Genomic DNA, 17,878 nt, shown 5'->3' on the forward strand with positions numbered 1-17,878 from the left:
GGCGCAATGCATCGGCAACGGCGAAGCTTCCCTACGCCGGTATCAACCGGATCAGGTTCGAAGGGACTGTCTCAACCTTGGCCATGTGGCCGCGGTACCCCCGCTTCGGGGCGGATTAAAGCACACCCACGGCCGATGTGCGCCGTCCCGCGCCGCCGATGGCGTAACGTGAACGGGGTGGTCATGTCGCATTGGCTAGACTGCCGCGCAGCGACACCGCTGTTCCGCTGTCCGCTGTGTCCGGCTCGACCGGCCCGAATCACGCCAGTCGTTGCCGTCGTGCCGCTGGAGACCGCGAGCCCCGGCTCGTCCCCCGTACGGAGACACGCCTGCATGGTGTTCCGACTTTCGATTGCACTGGTCCTGTTGCTGGTGCTGGTGGCCGGCGTCGCGCCGGGCCCCTTCAATGCCGTGGTCCAGAGCGGCCTGGTGCACATCATCCGCAGCACCGGCTGGCTGTACCTGCTGGTGGTGTTCATCACCCTGTCGTTCCTGCTCTATCTGGCCTTCGGTCGGCTGGGCTCGCTGCGCATCGGCGGCGAAGACGCCGAGCCGGAGTTCTCGAACGCCAGCTGGATGTCGATGCTGTTCGCCGCCGGCATGGGCATCGGCCTGGTGTTCTGGGGTGCGGCCGAACCGGTCTCGCACTTCGTCACCCCACCCGAAGGCCTGCCGCCGCAGAGCATGGAAGCCGCGCGCGCGTCGATGCGGTACGCATTCTTCCATTGGGGCCTGCATCCGTGGGCGATCTACGCCCTGATCGGGCTGGCGATGGCATGGTTCCAGTTCAACCGCAACGGGCGCGGGCTGATCAGCGACCTGCTGCAGCCGCTGATCGGCGCGCACCACCGCGGCTGGATCGGCACAGTCGTGAACGTGGCCGCCGTGGTCGCCACCGCGATAGGCGTGGCCACCACGCTCGGCTTCGGCACGATCCAGATCGCCGCCGGCCTGGAGCGCGTCTTCGGTCTGCACGCGGGCGCCCCCTTGCAGCTGACCATCATCGCGGTGGCCTTCGTGCTGTACATGGCCTCCACCACCAGCGGCGTGCACCGCGGCATCAAGTGGCTGTCCAACTTCAACCTCGGGCTGGCCGCCGTGTTGCTGGCGCTGGTGCTGGTGCTGGGCCCCACCGGCTTCATCTTCGACACGTTCACCACCACGATCGGCGCCTATCTCAACCAGCTGGTGACCATGAGCCTGCGCATGTCGCCGTTCTCGGGCAGCACCTGGGTGGCCGACTGGACGATCTTCTACTGGGCCTGGTGGATTGCCTGGGCCCCGTTCGTGGGCTCGTTCATCGCACGCGTGTCGCGCGGCCGCAGCATCCGCGAGTTCGTGCTGGGCGTGGTGATCGCACCGAGCGTGCTGGGCTTCCTGTGGTTCTCCGTCTTCGGCGGCACCGCGTTGTGGTCGCAGATCTTCGGCCATGTCGACCTGGTGCAGGCCCTGGGCAACGGCTACGAGACCGTGCTGTTCACCATGTTCGACAGCCTGCCGATGCCCACCGTGCTCTCGGTGCTGGCGCTGGTGCTGCTGATGATCTTCTTCGTGACCTCGGCCGACTCGGCCGTGCTGGTACTCGCCAGCATGTCCACCGACGAAGCCGGCGACCCGCCGCTGTCGCGGAAGATCACCTGGGGCGTGGCCATCGCCCTGATCGCGGGCGCACTCCTGCTCGCCGGCGGCCTGGACGCGCTGCAGGGCATGATCACCATCGCCGCCCTGCCCTTCGCACTGTTGATGCTGGCGGTGATGTGGTCGCTGTACCGCGTGCTGGACATGGAATACCAGTTGCAGCGCCGCCGCGCCCAACGCGCGCGGCGGATGATGGATGCCTGGATCGAGCGTGAGATTGCCGCGCAGGAAGAAACGCGCGATGAGGCATCGCGGGCGGATGGTTAGCGCGTAGAAGCAGCGTTTCAGTTGCTACGTAGTGGGGCGGGCGGCGGGTAGCCACGCTCCGGGACACGCCGCAAGTACGTCCATGTAGGCTTGGCAAAAACATCCATGTTTTTGACAGTCCCTCCGGTGGCCACCCGCCGCCCGCCCCCGACAGATGGCCGCGTACGGTGGCAAAAGGCAGCCACGCAGGGCGTGGCTCTACGCGGTGTCGCTGGTAGGTTCGGTTCCCGAACGAACGCACGGAATGTTCCAACGTGCGGTAACGCATGAAGATGATCGGCACCGCCGTTGATCTACCGTGGCCACCAATACACCGTCGAGGGTCGGCGGGGGCGGGTTTGCGGGACCGTAGAAAACATGGATGTTTTCTACGAGCCCCCATGGACGGGTTTACGGCGTGTCCCGCAAACCCGCACCCGCCGGCCCAGCTCAGAGCACGATTGAACCAACGGCTGTTCGCCAAAATGCGTGACGCAGCCGGGCAGGGCCCGGCTCTACGCTGTTGATGCGTGAAGCAGCCGGGCAGGGCCCGGCTCTACGCTGTTGATGCGTGAAGCAGCCGGGCAGGGCCCGGCTCTACGACGGTCGATGAGTGAAGCAGCCGGGCATTGCCCGGCGATGCGGCGATCCAGGATCGCCGGTGATCAATAGCCCGCCGCCTGCCCATCCTTGCGGCTTTCCGAGGCGCCGTAATACACGCCGGTGTCCGGGTCGCGCATGATCGCCTGGTAGCCGCCGTAGGGACCGTCGGCAAACACCACGCGGTGGCCCTTGCGCATCAACGCGCGCACCGTTTCATACGGGTAGCCGGTTTCCAGATTCACCTCGCCACCGTCACTCATCGCGGTCGCCTGCCCGGTCGGCTCGGTCGACCCCTCGTGCTGGATGCGCGGCGCGTCGCCGGCCTCCTGCAGGTTCATGCCGAAGTCCACCAGGTTCATCACGATCTGCGCATGCCCCTGCGGCTGCATCGCACCACCCATCACACCAAAACTCATCCACGGCTTGCCATCCTTCGTGACGAAGCCAGGAATGATGGTCTGGAAGGGACGCTTGCCCGGCGCGTAGCCGTTGGGATGGTCCTTGCGCAGCACGAACATCTCCCCCCGATCCTGCAGGATGAAGCCCAGCCCCGGCGGCGCCATGCCGCTGCCCATGCCACGGTAGTTCGACTGGATCAGCGAGACCATCATCCCGTCCGCGTCGGCCACGGTCATGTAGATCGTGTCGCCCTCCTCCAGCTGCTTCGGCGTGCCCGGCTGCACCTCGCGCAACGCCTTGTCCATCGAGATCAGCGTGCGACGCTCCGCCGCGTACGCCTTCGAGACCAGCTTCGCCACCGGCGCCGGCTGGAAGGCCGGGTCGGTGTAGAACCGCGCGCGGTCGGCGAAGGCCAGCTTCTTGGCCTCCACGAACAGGTGCACGTGCTCGGGTGAGCCAAAGGCGATCTTCGAGAAATCGTAGCCCTCCAGCACATTGAGAATCTGCAGCGCCGCGATGCCCTGGCTGTTCGGCGGCAGCTCCCACACATCGTAGCCCCGGTAGTTGCTGCTGACCGGCTCCACCCACTCCCCATGGTGGCTGGCCATGTCGTCATAGCTCAGATAGCCGCCGTTGGTCTTGAAATACGTGCCGATGGTGCGCGCGATGTCGCCCTTGTAGAACGCATCGCGACCGCCCTGCGCGATCTGCTCCAGCGTGTTGGCCAGGTTCGGGTTCTTCCACAGCTCGCCCTTGCGCGGCGCGTGCCCATTGACCGTGAACTGCTCCTTGAAACCCGGGTACTGCGACAGCTTCGGCACCGAACGATCCCAGTAGTAAGCGATCACCTCCGCCACCGGATGCCCCTCGCGGGCGTAGCGGATCGCCGGTGCCAGGTTGTCGGCCATCGGTTTGCGGCCGAACCGGTCGTGCAGCGCGAACCAGCCGTCCACCGCGCCCGGTACCGACACCGGCAGCGGCCCCGTGGCCGGGATCTCCTTCAGGCCGCGGCGCTGGAACTCGGCCAGCGTCAGCGATTTCGGGGAACGGCCCGAGCCGTTGTAGCCGTACAGCTTCTGCGTCTTCGGGTCCCATACGATCGCGAACAGGTCGCCCCCGACCCCGTTTCCGGTGGGCTCCATCAGGCCCAGCGCCGCGTTGGCGGCGATCGCCGCATCCACGGCCGAGCCGCCGCCCTTCATCACGTCCAGCGCGATCTGCGTGGCGAGCGGCTGCGAGGTGGCCGCCATGGCGTGCGGCGCGATCACCTCCGAGCGGGTGGCGAAGCCCTGGCCGGTCACCCGGTCGGCGGCGGTGGACAGCGTGGGCAAGGCACACAGCAGGGCGGTGGCCAGCAGGGCGCGGGCAAAGGGTCGGGACACGGGGTCTTCCTGGAGGGTGGTAGCCCGTGGATGGTCGCCCCTTCGTTACACCGTGCACATCCGACAATGGTCATGCACGACAGGCAGAACGCCCTGAAATCCGCGCAGAAACCCTGCTTCAAAACTTGAATCGGGGTTCAGCCGAACGATTTCAGCCGCAACCATCGTTGTGCGACGGGGCTTTGCGCTGGATACAGGCGAAACTGTTGGAAAATGCGGTGCGACGGTTGACAGCGGCAAAACCGCTGTGGTTTTCTCGATCACATGTTGCAGCGCCACACGCCCATTCGCGAATCCATCGAGCACGCCGGTCCCGGCGCGGCCTCCATCCATTCGCTTCTCGTCCTCGTACTTATTACCCAACCAACAGGTGCGGGACGGACCGGCGTGTAAGTAGAACTGCCAGGTATCCATCAAAACCCGCACCCCGCCAGGTGCGGGTTTTTTCGTTTCAGAACCCTCCGATTCTTCCTCCAAAGGACCTCCCCCATGAGCACCAACGACCTGCCCCAGATCAAGATCGCTGTTGTCGGCTACGGCAGCCAGGGCCGCGCGCACGCACTCAACCTGCGTGAATCCGGCTTCGACGTCGTCATCGGACTGCGTCCGGGCGGTCCCACCGAGGTCAAGGCCCAGGCCGACGGCTTCACCGTGAAAGCGCCGGCCGACGCGGTGAAGGACGCCGACCTGGTCGCCGTGCTGACCCCGGACATGGTGCAGAAGAAGCTCTACGAAGACGTGCTGGCACCGAACATGAAACAGGGCGCGGTGCTGCTGTTCGCGCACGGCCTGAACGTGCACTTCAACATGATCGCCCCGCGCGATGACCTGGACGTGGTGCTGGTCGCGCCGAAGGGCCCGGGCGCACTGGTGCGCCGCGAGTACGAGATCGGCCGCGGCGTGCCGTGCATCTGGGCGGTCTACCAGGACCGCAGCGGCAAGGCCGCCGAGTATGCGCTGGCCTACGCCACCGGCCTGGGCGGTGCGCGTGCCAACCTGATCGAGACCACCTTCAAGGAAGAAACCGAAACCGACCTGTTCGGTGAGCAGGCCGTGCTGTGCGGCGGCGCCTCCGCGCTGGTCCAGGCCGGCTTCGAAACCCTGGTGGAAGCCGGTTACCAGCCGGAGATCGCGTACTACGAAGTCCTGCACGAACTGAAGCTGATCGTCGACCTGTTCTACGAAGGCGGCATCACCCGCATGCTGGAATTCATCTCCGAAACCGCCCAGTACGGCGACTACGTGAGCGGCCCGCGCGTGATCGATGCCGGCACCAAGGAGCGCATGAAGGCGGTACTGACCGACATCCAGGACGGCACCTTCACCAAGAACTGGGTGGCCGAATACGAAGCGGGCCTGCCGAACTACAACAAGTTCAAGCAGGCCGACCTGGAGCACCCGATCGAGAAGGTAGGCAAGGAACTGCGCGCCAAGATGGTCTGGTTGCAAGGTCAAGCCGCGTAACCGCGCGGCTCCCCCACCCGCTTTCGCAAAGGTCACCGCATGAACACCTCCGCACACAGCACCGCGCCCCGCAACGGCGCACGCTGGTTGACGCAGGCCCTGGAAGCCGAGGGCGTCGATACGCTGTTCGGCTATCCGGGCGGCACCATCATGCCTTTCTATGACGCCCTGGTGGATTCCGGGCTGAAGCACATCCTGGTACGCCACGAGCAGGGCGCCGCGCTGGCCGCCAACGGCTATGCCCGCGCCAGCGGCCGGGTCGGCGTCTGCGTGGCCACCTCCGGCCCGGGCGCCTCCAACCTGGTGACCGGCATCGCCGATGCGATGCTGGATTCGGTGCCCATGGTCTGCATCACCGGCCAGGTCGCCACCCCGCTGCTGGGCACCGACGCCTTCCAGGAACTGGACGTGTTCGGGCTGACCCTGCCCATCGTGAAACACAGCTGGCTGGTGCGTTCGGTCGATGACCTGCCGCGCGTGGTGCGCGAAGCCTTCCGCATCGCCCGCGAAGGCCGTCCCGGGCCGGTCCTGATCGACCTGCCCAAGGACGTACAGGTGGCCGATGCCTCGCACCTGCCGGTGCACGTGCCCGAGGCGGTGAATCCGCCGGTGGCACCGCAGGATGCCGCGCTGGCCGACGCCATCGCGGCCATCGCCAACGCCGAGAAGCCGGTGATCTATGCCGGTGGCGGCGTGGCGCTGGGCGATGCGGTGGAGGACTTCCGCGCCTTCGTCGACGCCAGTGCCATTCCCACCGTGCTGACCCTGCGCGGGCTGGGTGCACTGCCGCCCCAGCACCCGCACTACCTGGGCATGCTGGGCATGCACGGCACCCGCGCGGCCAACATGGCCGTGCAGGAAAGCGATCTGCTGGTGGTGGTGGGCGCGCGTTTCGACGACCGCGCCACCGGCAAGTTGAACGAGTTCGCGCCGTTCGCGCGCGTCATCCACATCGATGCCGACGCGTATGAGATCTCCAAGCTGCGCAGCGCCGACATCGCCGTGCCCGGCAACGTGGGCACCGCACTGCGTGCACTGACCGCCGCCGCGAGTGCCCACGCCAGCCAGGCTGCCTGGCGCAAGCGCTGCGCTGGCCATCGCGAACGCTTCACCGCGCGCTATGACGCACCGGGCAAGCACATCTACGCCCCGGCACTGCTGAAGCGGCTGAGCGAACTGGCCCCGTCCGACGCGATCATCGCCTGCGATGTCGGCCAGCATCAGATGTGGGTGGCCCAGCATTGCCGCTTCAACCACCCGCGCAACCACCTGACCAGCGGCGCGCTGGGCACCATGGGCTTCGGGCTGCCGGCCGCGATGGGCGCGCAGTTCGCCTGCCCCGACCGCACCGTGGTGCTGGTCTCGGGTGATGGCAGCTTCATGATGAACGTGCAGGAGCTGGTCACCATCGCCCGCTGCCGCCTGCCGGTGAAGATCGTGCTGCTGGACAACAGCTCGCTGGGCATGGTCCGTCAGTGGCAGGAACTGTTCTTTGCCGAGCGTTACAGCGAGATCGACCTGTCCGACAACCCGGACTTCGCCGCGCTGGCCAAGGTGTTCGGCATTCCGGCCACGCGCATCGACGCCCGCGACGATGTGGAGGGCGGCCTGGCCGCCCTGCTGGCCGAGCCCGGCCCGGCCCTGCTGCACGTGGCCATCGACGCGCGCGCCAACGTATGGCCGCTGGTGCCGCCCAACAACGCCAACAGCACCATGCTGGAAAGCAACCCTGCCCATCAGTCCCAGGAGTTCCCCAATGCAATACCGGCTTGACCTGGTGCTGGTTCCCGCCGAGGGCGCGCTGCTGCGCGTGATCGGCATGGCCGAACGCCGCGGCTTCGCGCCGCGCGCGATCGTCGGCGCACCCAATGCCGCTGATGAGGGCCGCTGGCACCTGCAGCTGGTCGTGGACAGCACCCGGCCGCCGGAGACGCTGTGCCGGCAGATCGAGAAGATCTATGACTGTGTTTCGGTGCGGATCAGTGCGCTGGAGCCCGGTGCTGGAGTAACCGTATGAACGCCCGCGCCGTGATTCCGGTGCCGGTACGGAGGGGTCTTCTTCCGGCGTGCCTGTGGGTCCGCGCAGCCACGCAGGGCGTGGCTCTACCCGGCGCGTGTTGGAGCGGCCATGCCGGCTAGCCGTGCCCCGCAGGAACCGGAGGTAGGCGATGTAAGCGTCGCCGACGTGCTGGCCGCGCAGGCGCGGCTGCGCCGTTTCCTGCCGCCCACGCCGCTGCATTACGCGGAGCGCTTCGGCACCTGGCTGAAGCTGGAAAACCTGCAGCGCACCGGTTCCTACAAGGTGCGCGGCGCATTGAACGCACTGCTGGCCGGGCGCGAACGCGGCGATGATCGCCCGGTGATCTGCGCCTCGGCCGGCAATCATGCCCAGGGCGTTGCCTGGGCCGCGTACCGACTGAACATTCCGGCGATCACGGTGATGCCGCATGGCGCGCCGGCCACCAAGATCGCAGGCGTGGCCCACTGGGGCGCCACCGTGCGCCAGCACGGCAACAGCTACGACGAGGCCTACGCCTTTGCACGTGCGTTGGCCGACCAGCACGGCTACCGCTTCCTGTCCGCCTTCGATGACCCCGACGTGATCGCCGGCCAAGGCACGTTGGGCATCGAACTGGCCGCGCATGCGCCGGACGTGGTGATCGTGCCGATCGGCGGCGGCGGACTGGCGTCGGGCGTCGCGCTCGCGCTGAAATCGCAGGGCGTGCGCATTGTCGGTGCGCAGGTCGAGGGCGTGGACTCCATGGCCCGCGCGATCCGCGGCGATGTCCGCGAGATCGCGCCCGTGCCCACGCTGGCCGATGGCGTAAAGGTGAAGATCCCCGGCTTCCTGACCCGCCGCCTGTGCAGCGCGCTGCTGGACGACGTGGTGATCGTGCGCGAAGCCGAACTGCGCGAGACCCTGGTGCGGCTGGCACTGGAGGAACACGTCATTGCCGAGGGCGCCGGTGCGCTGGCACTGGCCGCCGGCCGCCGCGTCGCCGGCAAGCGCAAGTGCGCCGTGGTCTCGGGCGGCAACATCGACGCGCTGGTGCTGGCCCAGCTGCTTGCCGACATCCGCCCGCGCGCCCCGCGCAAGCCACGCCGCCGCGCGAGCGAGCGCACACGGCCGCCGCTACCGACCGTACTCGCCCCTCTCCCGAATTCCTTACCCCTTCCTTCTTCCGCCATCCCATCCGACCTTGTTGTCGAGGAGACCTCCTGGTGACTACGCCCAACTCCCCCCGAATTCGAATTTTCGACACCACCCTGCGTGACGGCGAACAATCGCCGGGCTGCAGCATGAGCCCACAGCAGAAGTTGGTGATGGCGCGTGCGCTCGACGAACTGGGCGTGGACATCATCGAAACCGGCTTCCCGGCCAGCTCGCAGTCCGACCGCGATGCGATGGCGATGATCGGCCGCGAAGTCCGCCGGCCAACACTGGCGGTGCTGTCGCGCTGCCTGGCCGCCGACATCGAGACCTCGGCCAAGGCGCTGGAGGCCGCCGCCAACGCGCGCCTGCACGTGTTCCTGTCGACCAGCCCGCTGCACCGCGAGCACAAGCTGCGCATGAGCCGCGAGCAGGTGCTGGAGTCGGTGCACAAGCATGTCAGCCTGGCCCGCAGCTACATCGATGACGTGGAGTTCTCCGCCGAGGATGCCACCCGCACCGAGGAAGATTTCCTGGTCGAGGTGGCCCGCGTGGCCGTGGCCGCCGGCGCGACCACCATCAACCTGCCCGACACGGTCGGCTTCACCACCCCCGAAGAAATCCGCGGCATGTTCCAGCGGGTGATCGCCGGCGTGCCGGACAGCGACCGCATCATCTTCAGCGCCCACTGCCACAACGACCTGGGCCTGGCCGTGGCGAATTCGCTGGCCGCCATCGAAGGTGGCGCGCGCCAGGTGGAGTGCACCATCAATGGCATCGGCGAGCGTGCCGGCAACTGCTCGCTGGAAGAGCTGGCCATGGTGCTGAAGGTACGCAACGCCTTCTACGAGGAAGACACCCGCATCAACACCCCGCGCATCGTCTCCACCTCGCAGCTGCTGCAGCGCCTGGTCGGCATGCCGGTCCAGCGCAACAAGGCGATCGTGGGCGCCAATGCGTTCGCGCACGAATCGGGCATCCACCAGCACGGCATGCTGCGTCATCGCGGCACCTACGAAATCATGCGCCCGGAAGACGTGGGCTGGGAGAACTCGCAGATGGTGCTGGGCCGCCACAGCGGTCGCGCGGCGGTCGAAGCCCGCCTGCGTGCGCTGGGCTTCTGGCTCGAAGAGGACGAGCTGAAGCTGGTCTTCGAGCAGTTCAAGGCACTGTGCGAGCAGCAGCGGGTGGTCACCGACGCCGATCTGCAGGCGTTGATGCAGGGCAGCGCCACCCAGAACGGCTACCGCCTGGCGTCGATGACCATCAGCGATGTCGGCAGCCGCGCCAACGCGCTGGTGGAGCTGTCTGACCCGGACGGCAACCGCGTCGCCGAGACGTCGCAGGGCGATGGCCCGGTGGACGCCTTGTTCGGCGCCCTGTCCGCCGCCACCGGCGTGCAGCTGATGCTGGACAGCTACCACGTGCACAGCGTGGGCATCGGCGCCGATGCGCGCGGCGAAGCCAACCTGAGCGTGCGCCATGAGGGCGTGGAGTACGAAGGCACCGGCACCAGCCGCGACATCATCGAAGCCTCCGCGCTGGCCTGGCTGGACGTGGCCAACCGCCTGCTGCGCCAGCGCCAGGCCAGCACCGAACAACCCGCGGCCAGCGCCGCCGCCTGAGGAACCTGTCATGAGCGCCTTCGACAGTCTGGTGGGACAAGATCCATCCTGCTTGCCCACCACTTGCACAACCATGTGCGGCGCCGCCAATGAAGGCCAGCACTGGAACGCCCACGACTACGCGATCGACGCCGGCTTCGTGCCGGTGCTCGGGGGCGCCGCGGCGCGCCTGCTCGATCCGCAGCGCGGCGAGCGGATCCTCGACCTGGGCTGCGGCGATGGCGTGCTGAGTTTCGACCTGGCGCTCAGCGGCGCGCGCGTGACCGGCGTGGACAGCTCACCGGAGCTGATCGGCGGCGCCCGGGCGCGCGGCATCGATGCGCACCTGATGGATGCCCATGCCATGACCTTCGAGCGCCGCTTCGATGCGGTGTTCAGCAACGCCGCCCTGCACTGGATGCGCGAGCCGGACAAGGTCATCGATGGCGTGCGCCGCGCACTGCGCAGTGGCGGGCGCTTCGTCGCCGAGATGGGCGGCCAGGGCAACGTGGCCACCATCACCAGCGCGCTGCAGGCGGCCCTGTGCAGCAACGGCCATGCCCTTCCCGCGTTCCCGTGGTACTTCCCCTGCGCAGACGAATACGCAGACCGCCTGCGCGCGCACGGGTTCCAGGTGCGCTACATCGAGTGCCTGCCCCGCCCCACGGTGCTGCCCACCGGCATGCAGGGCTGGCTGCGTACGTTTGCCTCCCCCTTCCTGGCCGGACTGGACGCGCAGCAGCGCCAGCGCGTGCTCGACGACACGGTGGCGCTGCTGGCGCCGACCCAGCGCGATGCCCACGGCCAGTGGACCGCCGACTACGTGCGGCTGCGCTTCGATGCGCGGCTGCGCGCGTTCTGACCCGATCCGACGTATCGTCACATGAACCCTAGCAAGGCCATTCCATGACCCCAGCTCCCCGCACCCTGTACGACAAACTGTGGGATGCCCACGTCGTCGTGCCCGAATCGGACAGCGCGCCCGCCGTGCTGTACATCGACCTGCACCTGATCCACGAAGTGACCTCGCCACAGGCCTTCACCGAACTGCGCGAGCGCGGGCTCTCCCCGCGCCGGCCGGACCGGACCAAGGCCACGATGGATCACTCCACCCCCACCCTGCCGGCCGGTGCCGACGGCAAGCTGCCCTACGCCAGCGCCGCCTCCGAGGCCCAGGTGGACATGCTGGCGCGCAACTGCGCCGAGCACGGCATCGAATTGTTCGACCTGCAGTCGGCCAGCCGCGGCATCGTGCACGTGATCGCGCCCGAGCAGGGCTTCACCCAGCCGGGCATGACCATCGTCTGCGGCGACAGCCACACCTCCACCCATGGTGCGTTTGGTGCACTGGCCTTCGGCATCGGCACCAGCGAAGTCGGCCACGTGCTGGCCACGCAGTGCCTGCTGCAGCGCAAGGCGAAGACCATGGCGATCACCGTCGATGGCCGCCTGCCGCTGGGCGTGGGCGCCAAGGACGTGGTGCTGCACATCATCGGCGTGATCGGCGTGAACGGCGGCACCGGCCATGTGCTGGAATTCCGCGGCAGCGCGATCGAGGCGATGGACATGGAGCAGCGCATGACCCTGTGCAACATGTCGATCGAAGCCGGCGCGCGCGCCGGGATGGTCGCACCGGACCAGGTGACCTTCGACTGGGTGGCCAACACCCCGCGCGGCCCCAAGGGTGCCGAGTTCGACGCCGCCGTGGCGCAGTGGTCGCAGCTGCGCAGTGATGCGGGCGCGCGCTTCGACGTGGACGTGCACATCGACGCCGCCGACATCCGCCCCACCCTGACCTGGGGCACCCACCCGGGGACCGCCATCGCGGTGGATGCGCCGATCCCGGCCGCCAACGATGCGGCCGACCAGAAAGGCCTGGACTACATGCATTTCCATGCCGGCCAGACGTTGGCCGGTACGCCGGTGGACGTGGTGTTCGTCGGCTCCTGCACCAATGGGCGGTTGAGCGACATGCGCGAAGTGGCGCAGGTGCTGCAGGACCGAACGGTGGCGGCAGGCGTGCGCATGCTGGTGGTGCCGGGTTCGGAGATCGTCAAGCGCCAGGCCGAGGCCGAAGGCATCGACGTGATCGTGCGCGCGGCCGGTGCCGAGTGGCGCGAGCCGGGCTGCTCGATGTGCATTGCGATGAACGGCGACCTGGTCGCGCCGGGCCAGCTGGCGGTGAGCACCAGCAACCGCAACTTCGAGGGCCGCCAGGGCCCAGGTTCGCGCACCCTGCTGGCTTCGCCGATGACCGCCGCATGGGCGGCGGTGAACGGCCGCGTGGCCGATCCGCGTGAACTGTACGCCGCCCAGGAGGTGGCCTGATGCCCGGCTTCCGTACCCTGAGCTCGACCAGCGTGGTGCTGCGCGAGACCAACATCGATACCGACCAGATCATCCCGGCACGCTTCCTGTCCACCACCGAACGGGTAGGCCTGGGCAGGTTCGCCTTCAATGACTGGCGCTGGCAGGCCGATGGCACGCCGAACCCGGCGTTCGCCTTCAACCAGCCGCACAACGCCGGGCGCAGCATCCTGCTGGCCGGGCGCAACTTCGGCTGCGGCTCCTCGCGCGAACATGCGCCGTGGGCGCTGACCGACCTGGGCCTGCGCGCGATCGTGAGCAGCGAGATCGCCGACATCTTCCGCGGCAATTCGCTGAAGAACGGGCTGCTGCCCATCGTGCTGGCCGAGGCCGACGTGCAGGAGCTGATGCAGCGCCCGGACGACGTGCTGACCATCGACATCGCCGCGCGCGAGTTGCGCACCCCTGACGGTCGCGTGTATTCCTTCCCGCTGGACGGCTTCTCGCAGACCTGCCTGCTGGAAGGCGTTGATCAGCTGGGCTACCTGCTGGCCCGCACCCCTGACATCGAACGTTACGAGAGTGAACATGCACGCTGAGATTGTCGTACTGCCGGGTGACGGCATCGGTCCGGAAGTCGCCGCCGCCGCGGTGGCCGTGCTGGGCGCCGTCGCCACCCGTTTCGGCCACACCTTTGCGTTCCAGGAACACGACATCGGCGGCATCGCCATCGATCGCCACGGTGAGCCGCTCCCCGCCGCCACGCTCGATGCCTGCCGCGCGGCCGATGCGATCCTGCTCGGTGCGGTGGGCGGGCCGAAGTGGTCCGACCCGAATGCCAAGGTGCGCCCGGAACAGGGCCTGCTGGCGATCCGCAAGGCCCTGGGCCTGTACGCCAACCTGCGCCCGGTGCGTACCCACCCCGCCGCGCTGGGCGCCTCGCCGATCAAGGCCGAGCTGCTGGAAGGCGTGGACTTCGTGGTGGTGCGCGAACTGACCGGTGGCATCTACTTCGGCGAGAAGACCCGCACCGCCGACACCGCCAGCGACCTGTGCAGCTACAGCGTGGTCGAGATCGAGCGGGTGATGCGCAGTGCGTTCCGGCTGGCGCAGCAGCGGCGCGGCAAGGTTACCTCGGTGGACAAGGCCAACGTGCTGGAGACCTCGCGCCTGTGGCGTGACGTGGCAGCGCGGATCGGCCGCGAGGAGTTCCCGGAGGTCGCACTGGAGCACCAGCTGGTCGATTCAATGGCCATGCATCTGCTGGCCAAGCCGCGCGAGTACGACGTGATCGTGACCGAGAACATGTTCGGCGACATCCTCACCGACGAGGCCTCGATGCTGGCCGGTTCACTGGGCCTGCTGCCGTCGGCGTCGCTGGGTGCCCCTGGGGCGGTGGGGATCTACGAGCCGATCCATGGTTCGGCACCGGATATCGCGGGCAAGGGGATTGCCAATCCGTACGCCACGATCTTCAGCGCCGCGATGCTGCTGCGACATTCGTTGGGGTTGGAGGCGGAAGCCGCGGCGGTGGAAGCGGCCGTGCATGCGGCGTTGGATGATGGGGTGTTTACTGCGGACCTGGCTGCGAAGGGCCAGGCGGTGAGTACCACGCAGGCCACTGACGCGGTGCTGGCGCGATTGGGCTGACGTTCAAACGCCCTCGTTTGATCGTTTACGAGTGATGGGCCGGCGGGTGCGGGCCAAGGTAGAGCCACGCCATGCGTGGCTGCTCCGGCTTTTGATCACCGTCTCCGCCCACGACCATCTGTCTGGGGCGGCCGGCGGGCAGCCCCCGTAGGGACTGTCAAAAACATGGATGTTTTTGACAAGCCTCCATGGATGGATTCACGGCGTGTCCCGTAGGGGGCTGCCCGTCGGCCGCCCCTCCAGGAATGAATCAAGGCGCCGATGCTTCTTCGGCTTTGCCCGCTTCATCCGGTTTCACCCGGAACCACGCGGCATACAACGCCGGCAGGAACACCAGCGTCAGCACGGTGCCGACAATCAACCCGCCCATGATCGAGATCGCCATCGAGCCGTAGAACGCGCTGCGCGACAGCGGGATCATCGCCAGCACCGCCGCCAGCGCGGTCAGCACGATCGGACGGAAGCGGCGCACCGTCGCGTCGATGATCGCGTGCCAGCGGTCGTGGCCCGCATCGATGTCCTGCTGGATCTGGTCGATCAGGATCACCGAGTTACGCATGATCATGCCGGCCAGCGCGATCGTGCCCAGCAACGCCACGAACCCGAACGGCGCGCGGAACAGCAGCAGGAACAGCGTCGCACCGATGATGCCCAAGGGCGCCGTCACCAGCACCATCGCCGCGCGCGAGAAGCTGCGCAGCTGAAGCATCAGCAGCGTCGCCACCACGATCAGGAACAGCGGCATGCCGGCCTTGATCGAATCCTGGCCGCGCGCCGAGTCTTCCACCGTGCCACCGGTCTCCAGCAGGTAGCCCGACGGCAGCTGGGCCCGAATGCCTTCCAGCGTCGGCAGGATCTGCTGCACCACGTCCAACGGCTGCTTTTCATCGGCAATGTCGGCACGCACCGTCACTGTCGGCAGACGGTTGCGGTGCCAGATGATGCCGTCCTCGAACACGTACTCCAGGCGCGCCACCTGCGACAGCGTCACCGACGTGCCACTGGCCGTGGGAATGGCCAGGCTGCCCAGCATGTCCAGCCGGACGCGTTCATTGTCCGGCCCACGCAGCAGCATCTCGATCAGGCGGTTGCCCTCCCGGTACGTGCTCACGCTCATGCCCGACAGCGATGTGCCCAGCAGCTGGCTCACCTGCGCACTGCTCACGCCCAGCGCGCGCGCACGGTCCTGGTCGATCACCAGCCGCACCACCTTGCTCGGCTCGCTCCAGTCCAGGTTGACGTTCATCACGTGCGGGTTCTCGCGCACCTTGGCTTCCACCTGCCGGGCAATCGCCTGCACCTTCTCGACATGCTCGCCCGAGATGCGCATCTGCACCGGGTAGCCAACCGGCGGTCCGTTCTCCAGGCGGGTCACGCGCATCTGCACGTCCGGGAACTGCGGAATCACATCCTTCAGCAACCAGTCGCGCGTCGCCTCGCGTGCCTCCGCATTCTCCGTGAGCACCACGAACTGCGAGAAGTTGGTGGCCGGCAGCTGCTGGTCCAACGGCAGGTAGAAGCGCGGCGAACCGGTGCCCACGTAGGCCACGTAGTTGCTGATGCCCTCGCGGCCCTTGAGCAGCTTCTCCAGCTTGCCCGCCTGCGCCTGTGTGGCCTGCAGCGACGCGCCTTCGGCCAGCTCGATGTCCACCATCAGTTCCGGCCGGGTCGAATCCGGGAAGAACTGCTGCGGTACGAAGCGGAAGATCAGCAGCGAGAACACGAACAGCGCCGCGGTTGCCGCGATCACCCACCAGCGATGACGCAGGCAGGCATCCAGGAAGCGACGGAAGCGCGTGTAGAACGGGCGCTGGTAAGGATCGTGATCGTGCGCGTGCTCCTTCGGCGCGATCCAGCGCGACAGCGCCGGGTAGCGGTCCGCCCAGGCCAAGCGACGCGCGCGCCAGCGCCCGGCCAGACTCTCCGGCTTGGGCAGCTGCGGATTGAACAGGTCCGGCAGCATCTTGTCGCCGAGATAGGGAATGAACAGCACCGCGGCAATCCACGACACCACCAGCGCGATCGTCACCACCTGGAACAGCGAACGGGTGTATTCACCGGTGCTGGACGCGGCCGTGGCAATCGGCAGGAACCCGGCGGCGGTGATCAGCGTACCGGTCAGCATCGGGAATGCGGTCGATTCCCAGGCGAAGCTGGCCGCGCGCAGGCGGTCGTAGCCCTGCTCCATCTTGGTGGCCATCATTTCCACCGCGATGATCGCATCGTCCACCAGCAGGCCCAGCGCCAGCACCAGCGCGCCGAGCGAGATCTTGTGCAGGCCGATGCCGAAGTAATGCATGACGAAGAACGTCATCGCCAGCACCAGCGGAATGGTCACGCCCACCACCAGGCCGGTGCGCAGGCCCAGCGAGAAGAAACTGACCAGCAGCACGATCACCACCGCTTCGGTCAGCACCTGCACGAACTCGCCCACGGACTCTTCCACCGCGTGTGGCTGGTCGGAGACCTTGCGCAGCTGCATGCCGGCCGGCAGCGTCTTCTGCAGGCGTTCGAACTCCGCATCGAGCGTGCTGCCCAGCTTGAGGATGTCGCCGCCGTCCTTCATCGCCACGGCGATACCGATCGCGTCCTCGCCCATGAAGCGCATCTTCGGCGAGGAAGGGTCGGCGAAACCGCGCTTGATCTCAGCGATGTCGCCCAGGTGCACGGTGCGTTCGCCCGCCTGGATCGGGAAGCGGCGGATGTCGTCGATGCTCTGGAACTGGCCGGTCACGCGCAGCTGCACGCGGTCGGTCGGGGTCTCGAAGAAGCTGGTGGCGGCAATGGCGTTCTGGTCGGCCAGCGCCTGCTGCACCTGCTGCAGGGAGACGCCCAGGGTGGCCAGCTTGGTGTTGGACAGCTCGATCCAGACCTTCTCGTCCTGCAGGCCTTCCAGCTCGATCTTGCCCACGTCCGGCACCCGCTGCAGCTCCAGCTGGATGCGGTCGGCGTAGTCGCGCATCACCGCGTAGTCGAAGCCCTGCCCGGTCAAGGCGTAGATGTTGCCGAAGGTGTCGCCGAACTCGTCATTGAAGAACGGCCCGACGATCTCGCGCGGCAGGGTCGGCTTGATGTCGCCCACGCGCTTGCGCACCTGGTACCACAGGTCGGGAATTGCCTTGGAGCGCAGGCTGTCGCGGGCCACGAAGATCACCTGCGATTCGCCGGGGCGCGAGTACGAACGAATGAACTCGTACTGCCCGGTGTTCAACAGCGCCTTCTCGATCGGCTCGGTGACCTGGCGCGAGACCTGCTCGGCGGTGGCGCCGGGCCACATCGTGCGCACCACCATGACCTTGAAAGTAAACGGCGGATCCTCGGACTGGCCCAGGTGCTTGTACGACCACGCACCGATCACCGCGAAGGCGATCATGGCAAACAGCACCAGCGCGCGGTTGCCCAGCGCCCATTCGGAGAGATTGAAGCGGCGCACG

General features: G+C 67.5%; 13 protein-coding genes and 1 riboswitch. Of the genes, 10 read left to right on the top strand and 3 right to left on the bottom strand.

Annotated elements, in window-relative coordinates; genetic code table 11:
• Window positions 1-10: 10 nt before the first annotated feature.
• Window positions 11-112, bottom strand: a riboswitch (TPP riboswitch).
• Between the two features lie 221 nt (window positions 113-333).
• A complete protein-coding gene (locus tag AC3ITN_RS15855; protein ID WP_489391127.1) occupies window positions 334-1,905 on the top strand; it encodes a BCCT family transporter in 1,572 nt (523 codons plus the stop codon).
• 644 nt (window positions 1,906-2,549) lie between these two features.
• Here AC3ITN_RS15855 and ggt read toward each other — a convergent pair.
• Complete coding sequence (gene ggt / locus AC3ITN_RS15860) at window positions 2,550-4,268, bottom strand: gamma-glutamyltransferase (RefSeq protein WP_489391128.1); 1,719 nt, start codon at window positions 4,266-4,268, stop codon at window positions 2,550-2,552.
• 45 nt (window positions 4,269-4,313) lie between these two features.
• On the bottom strand, window positions 4,314-4,682 hold the full coding sequence (locus AC3ITN_RS15865) for a hypothetical protein (protein WP_489391129.1): 369 nt from the start codon (window positions 4,680-4,682) through the stop codon (window positions 4,314-4,316).
• A gap of 75 nt (window positions 4,683-4,757) precedes the next feature.
• Between AC3ITN_RS15865 and ilvC the strand changes: the two genes are divergently transcribed.
• From ilvC to leuB, 9 genes are all read left to right on the top strand, one after another.
• Window positions 4,758-5,732 carry a ketol-acid reductoisomerase gene (gene ilvC / locus AC3ITN_RS15870; RefSeq protein WP_313345730.1) on the top strand — a complete coding sequence of 325 codons (975 nt, stop codon included), beginning with the start codon at window positions 4,758-4,760 and terminating at the stop codon, window positions 5,730-5,732.
• Between the two features lie 39 nt (window positions 5,733-5,771).
• Complete coding sequence (gene ilvG / locus AC3ITN_RS15875) at window positions 5,772-7,505, top strand: acetolactate synthase 2 catalytic subunit (protein ID WP_313345727.1); 1,734 nt, start codon at window positions 5,772-5,774, stop codon at window positions 7,503-7,505.
• Entirely contained in the window at window positions 7,489-7,749 is a 261-nt protein-coding gene (locus AC3ITN_RS15880; RefSeq protein ID WP_313345725.1) for an ACT domain-containing protein, read from the top strand. The genes ilvG and AC3ITN_RS15880 overlap by 17 nt, the downstream gene beginning before the upstream one ends.
• 111 nt (window positions 7,750-7,860) lie before the next feature.
• On the top strand, window positions 7,861-8,958 hold the full coding sequence (locus tag AC3ITN_RS15885) for a threonine dehydratase (RefSeq protein WP_489391130.1): 1,098 nt from the start codon (window positions 7,861-7,863) through the stop codon (window positions 8,956-8,958).
• Window positions 8,955-10,508, top strand: coding sequence for a 2-isopropylmalate synthase (locus AC3ITN_RS15890; protein ID WP_489391131.1), 1,554 nt, complete (start codon window positions 8,955-8,957; stop codon window positions 10,506-10,508). Before AC3ITN_RS15885 ends, AC3ITN_RS15890 begins: the two co-directional genes overlap by 4 nt.
• A gap of 73 nt (window positions 10,509-10,581) precedes the next feature.
• Window positions 10,582-11,349, top strand: a complete 768-nt coding sequence (locus AC3ITN_RS15895; RefSeq protein WP_489391132.1) for a methyltransferase domain-containing protein — start codon at window positions 10,582-10,584, stop codon at window positions 11,347-11,349.
• 44 nt (window positions 11,350-11,393) lie between these two features.
• Window positions 11,394-12,815 (top strand): 3-isopropylmalate dehydratase large subunit, encoded by a 1,422-nt coding sequence (gene leuC, locus AC3ITN_RS15900; protein ID WP_489391133.1) that lies wholly within the window; start codon window positions 11,394-11,396, stop codon window positions 12,813-12,815.
• Complete coding sequence (leuD, locus tag AC3ITN_RS15905; protein ID WP_489391134.1) at window positions 12,815-13,393, top strand: 3-isopropylmalate dehydratase small subunit; 579 nt, start codon at window positions 12,815-12,817, stop codon at window positions 13,391-13,393. The genes leuC and leuD overlap by 1 nt, the downstream gene beginning before the upstream one ends.
• Window positions 13,383-14,444 carry a 3-isopropylmalate dehydrogenase gene (leuB, locus tag AC3ITN_RS15910; RefSeq protein ID WP_489391135.1) on the top strand — a complete coding sequence of 354 codons (1,062 nt, stop codon included), beginning with the start codon at window positions 13,383-13,385 and terminating at the stop codon, window positions 14,442-14,444. Before leuD ends, leuB begins: the two co-directional genes overlap by 11 nt.
• 250 nt (window positions 14,445-14,694) lie before the next feature.
• Here the strand turns inward: leuB and AC3ITN_RS15915 are convergent, their stop codons facing one another.
• Window positions 14,695-17,877, bottom strand: a complete 3,183-nt coding sequence (locus AC3ITN_RS15915; RefSeq protein WP_489391136.1) for an efflux RND transporter permease subunit — start codon at window positions 17,875-17,877, stop codon at window positions 14,695-14,697.
• Window position 17,878 lies beyond the last annotated feature (1 nt).

This window comes from Stenotrophomonas sp. KH_036_B (assembly GCF_057839485.1).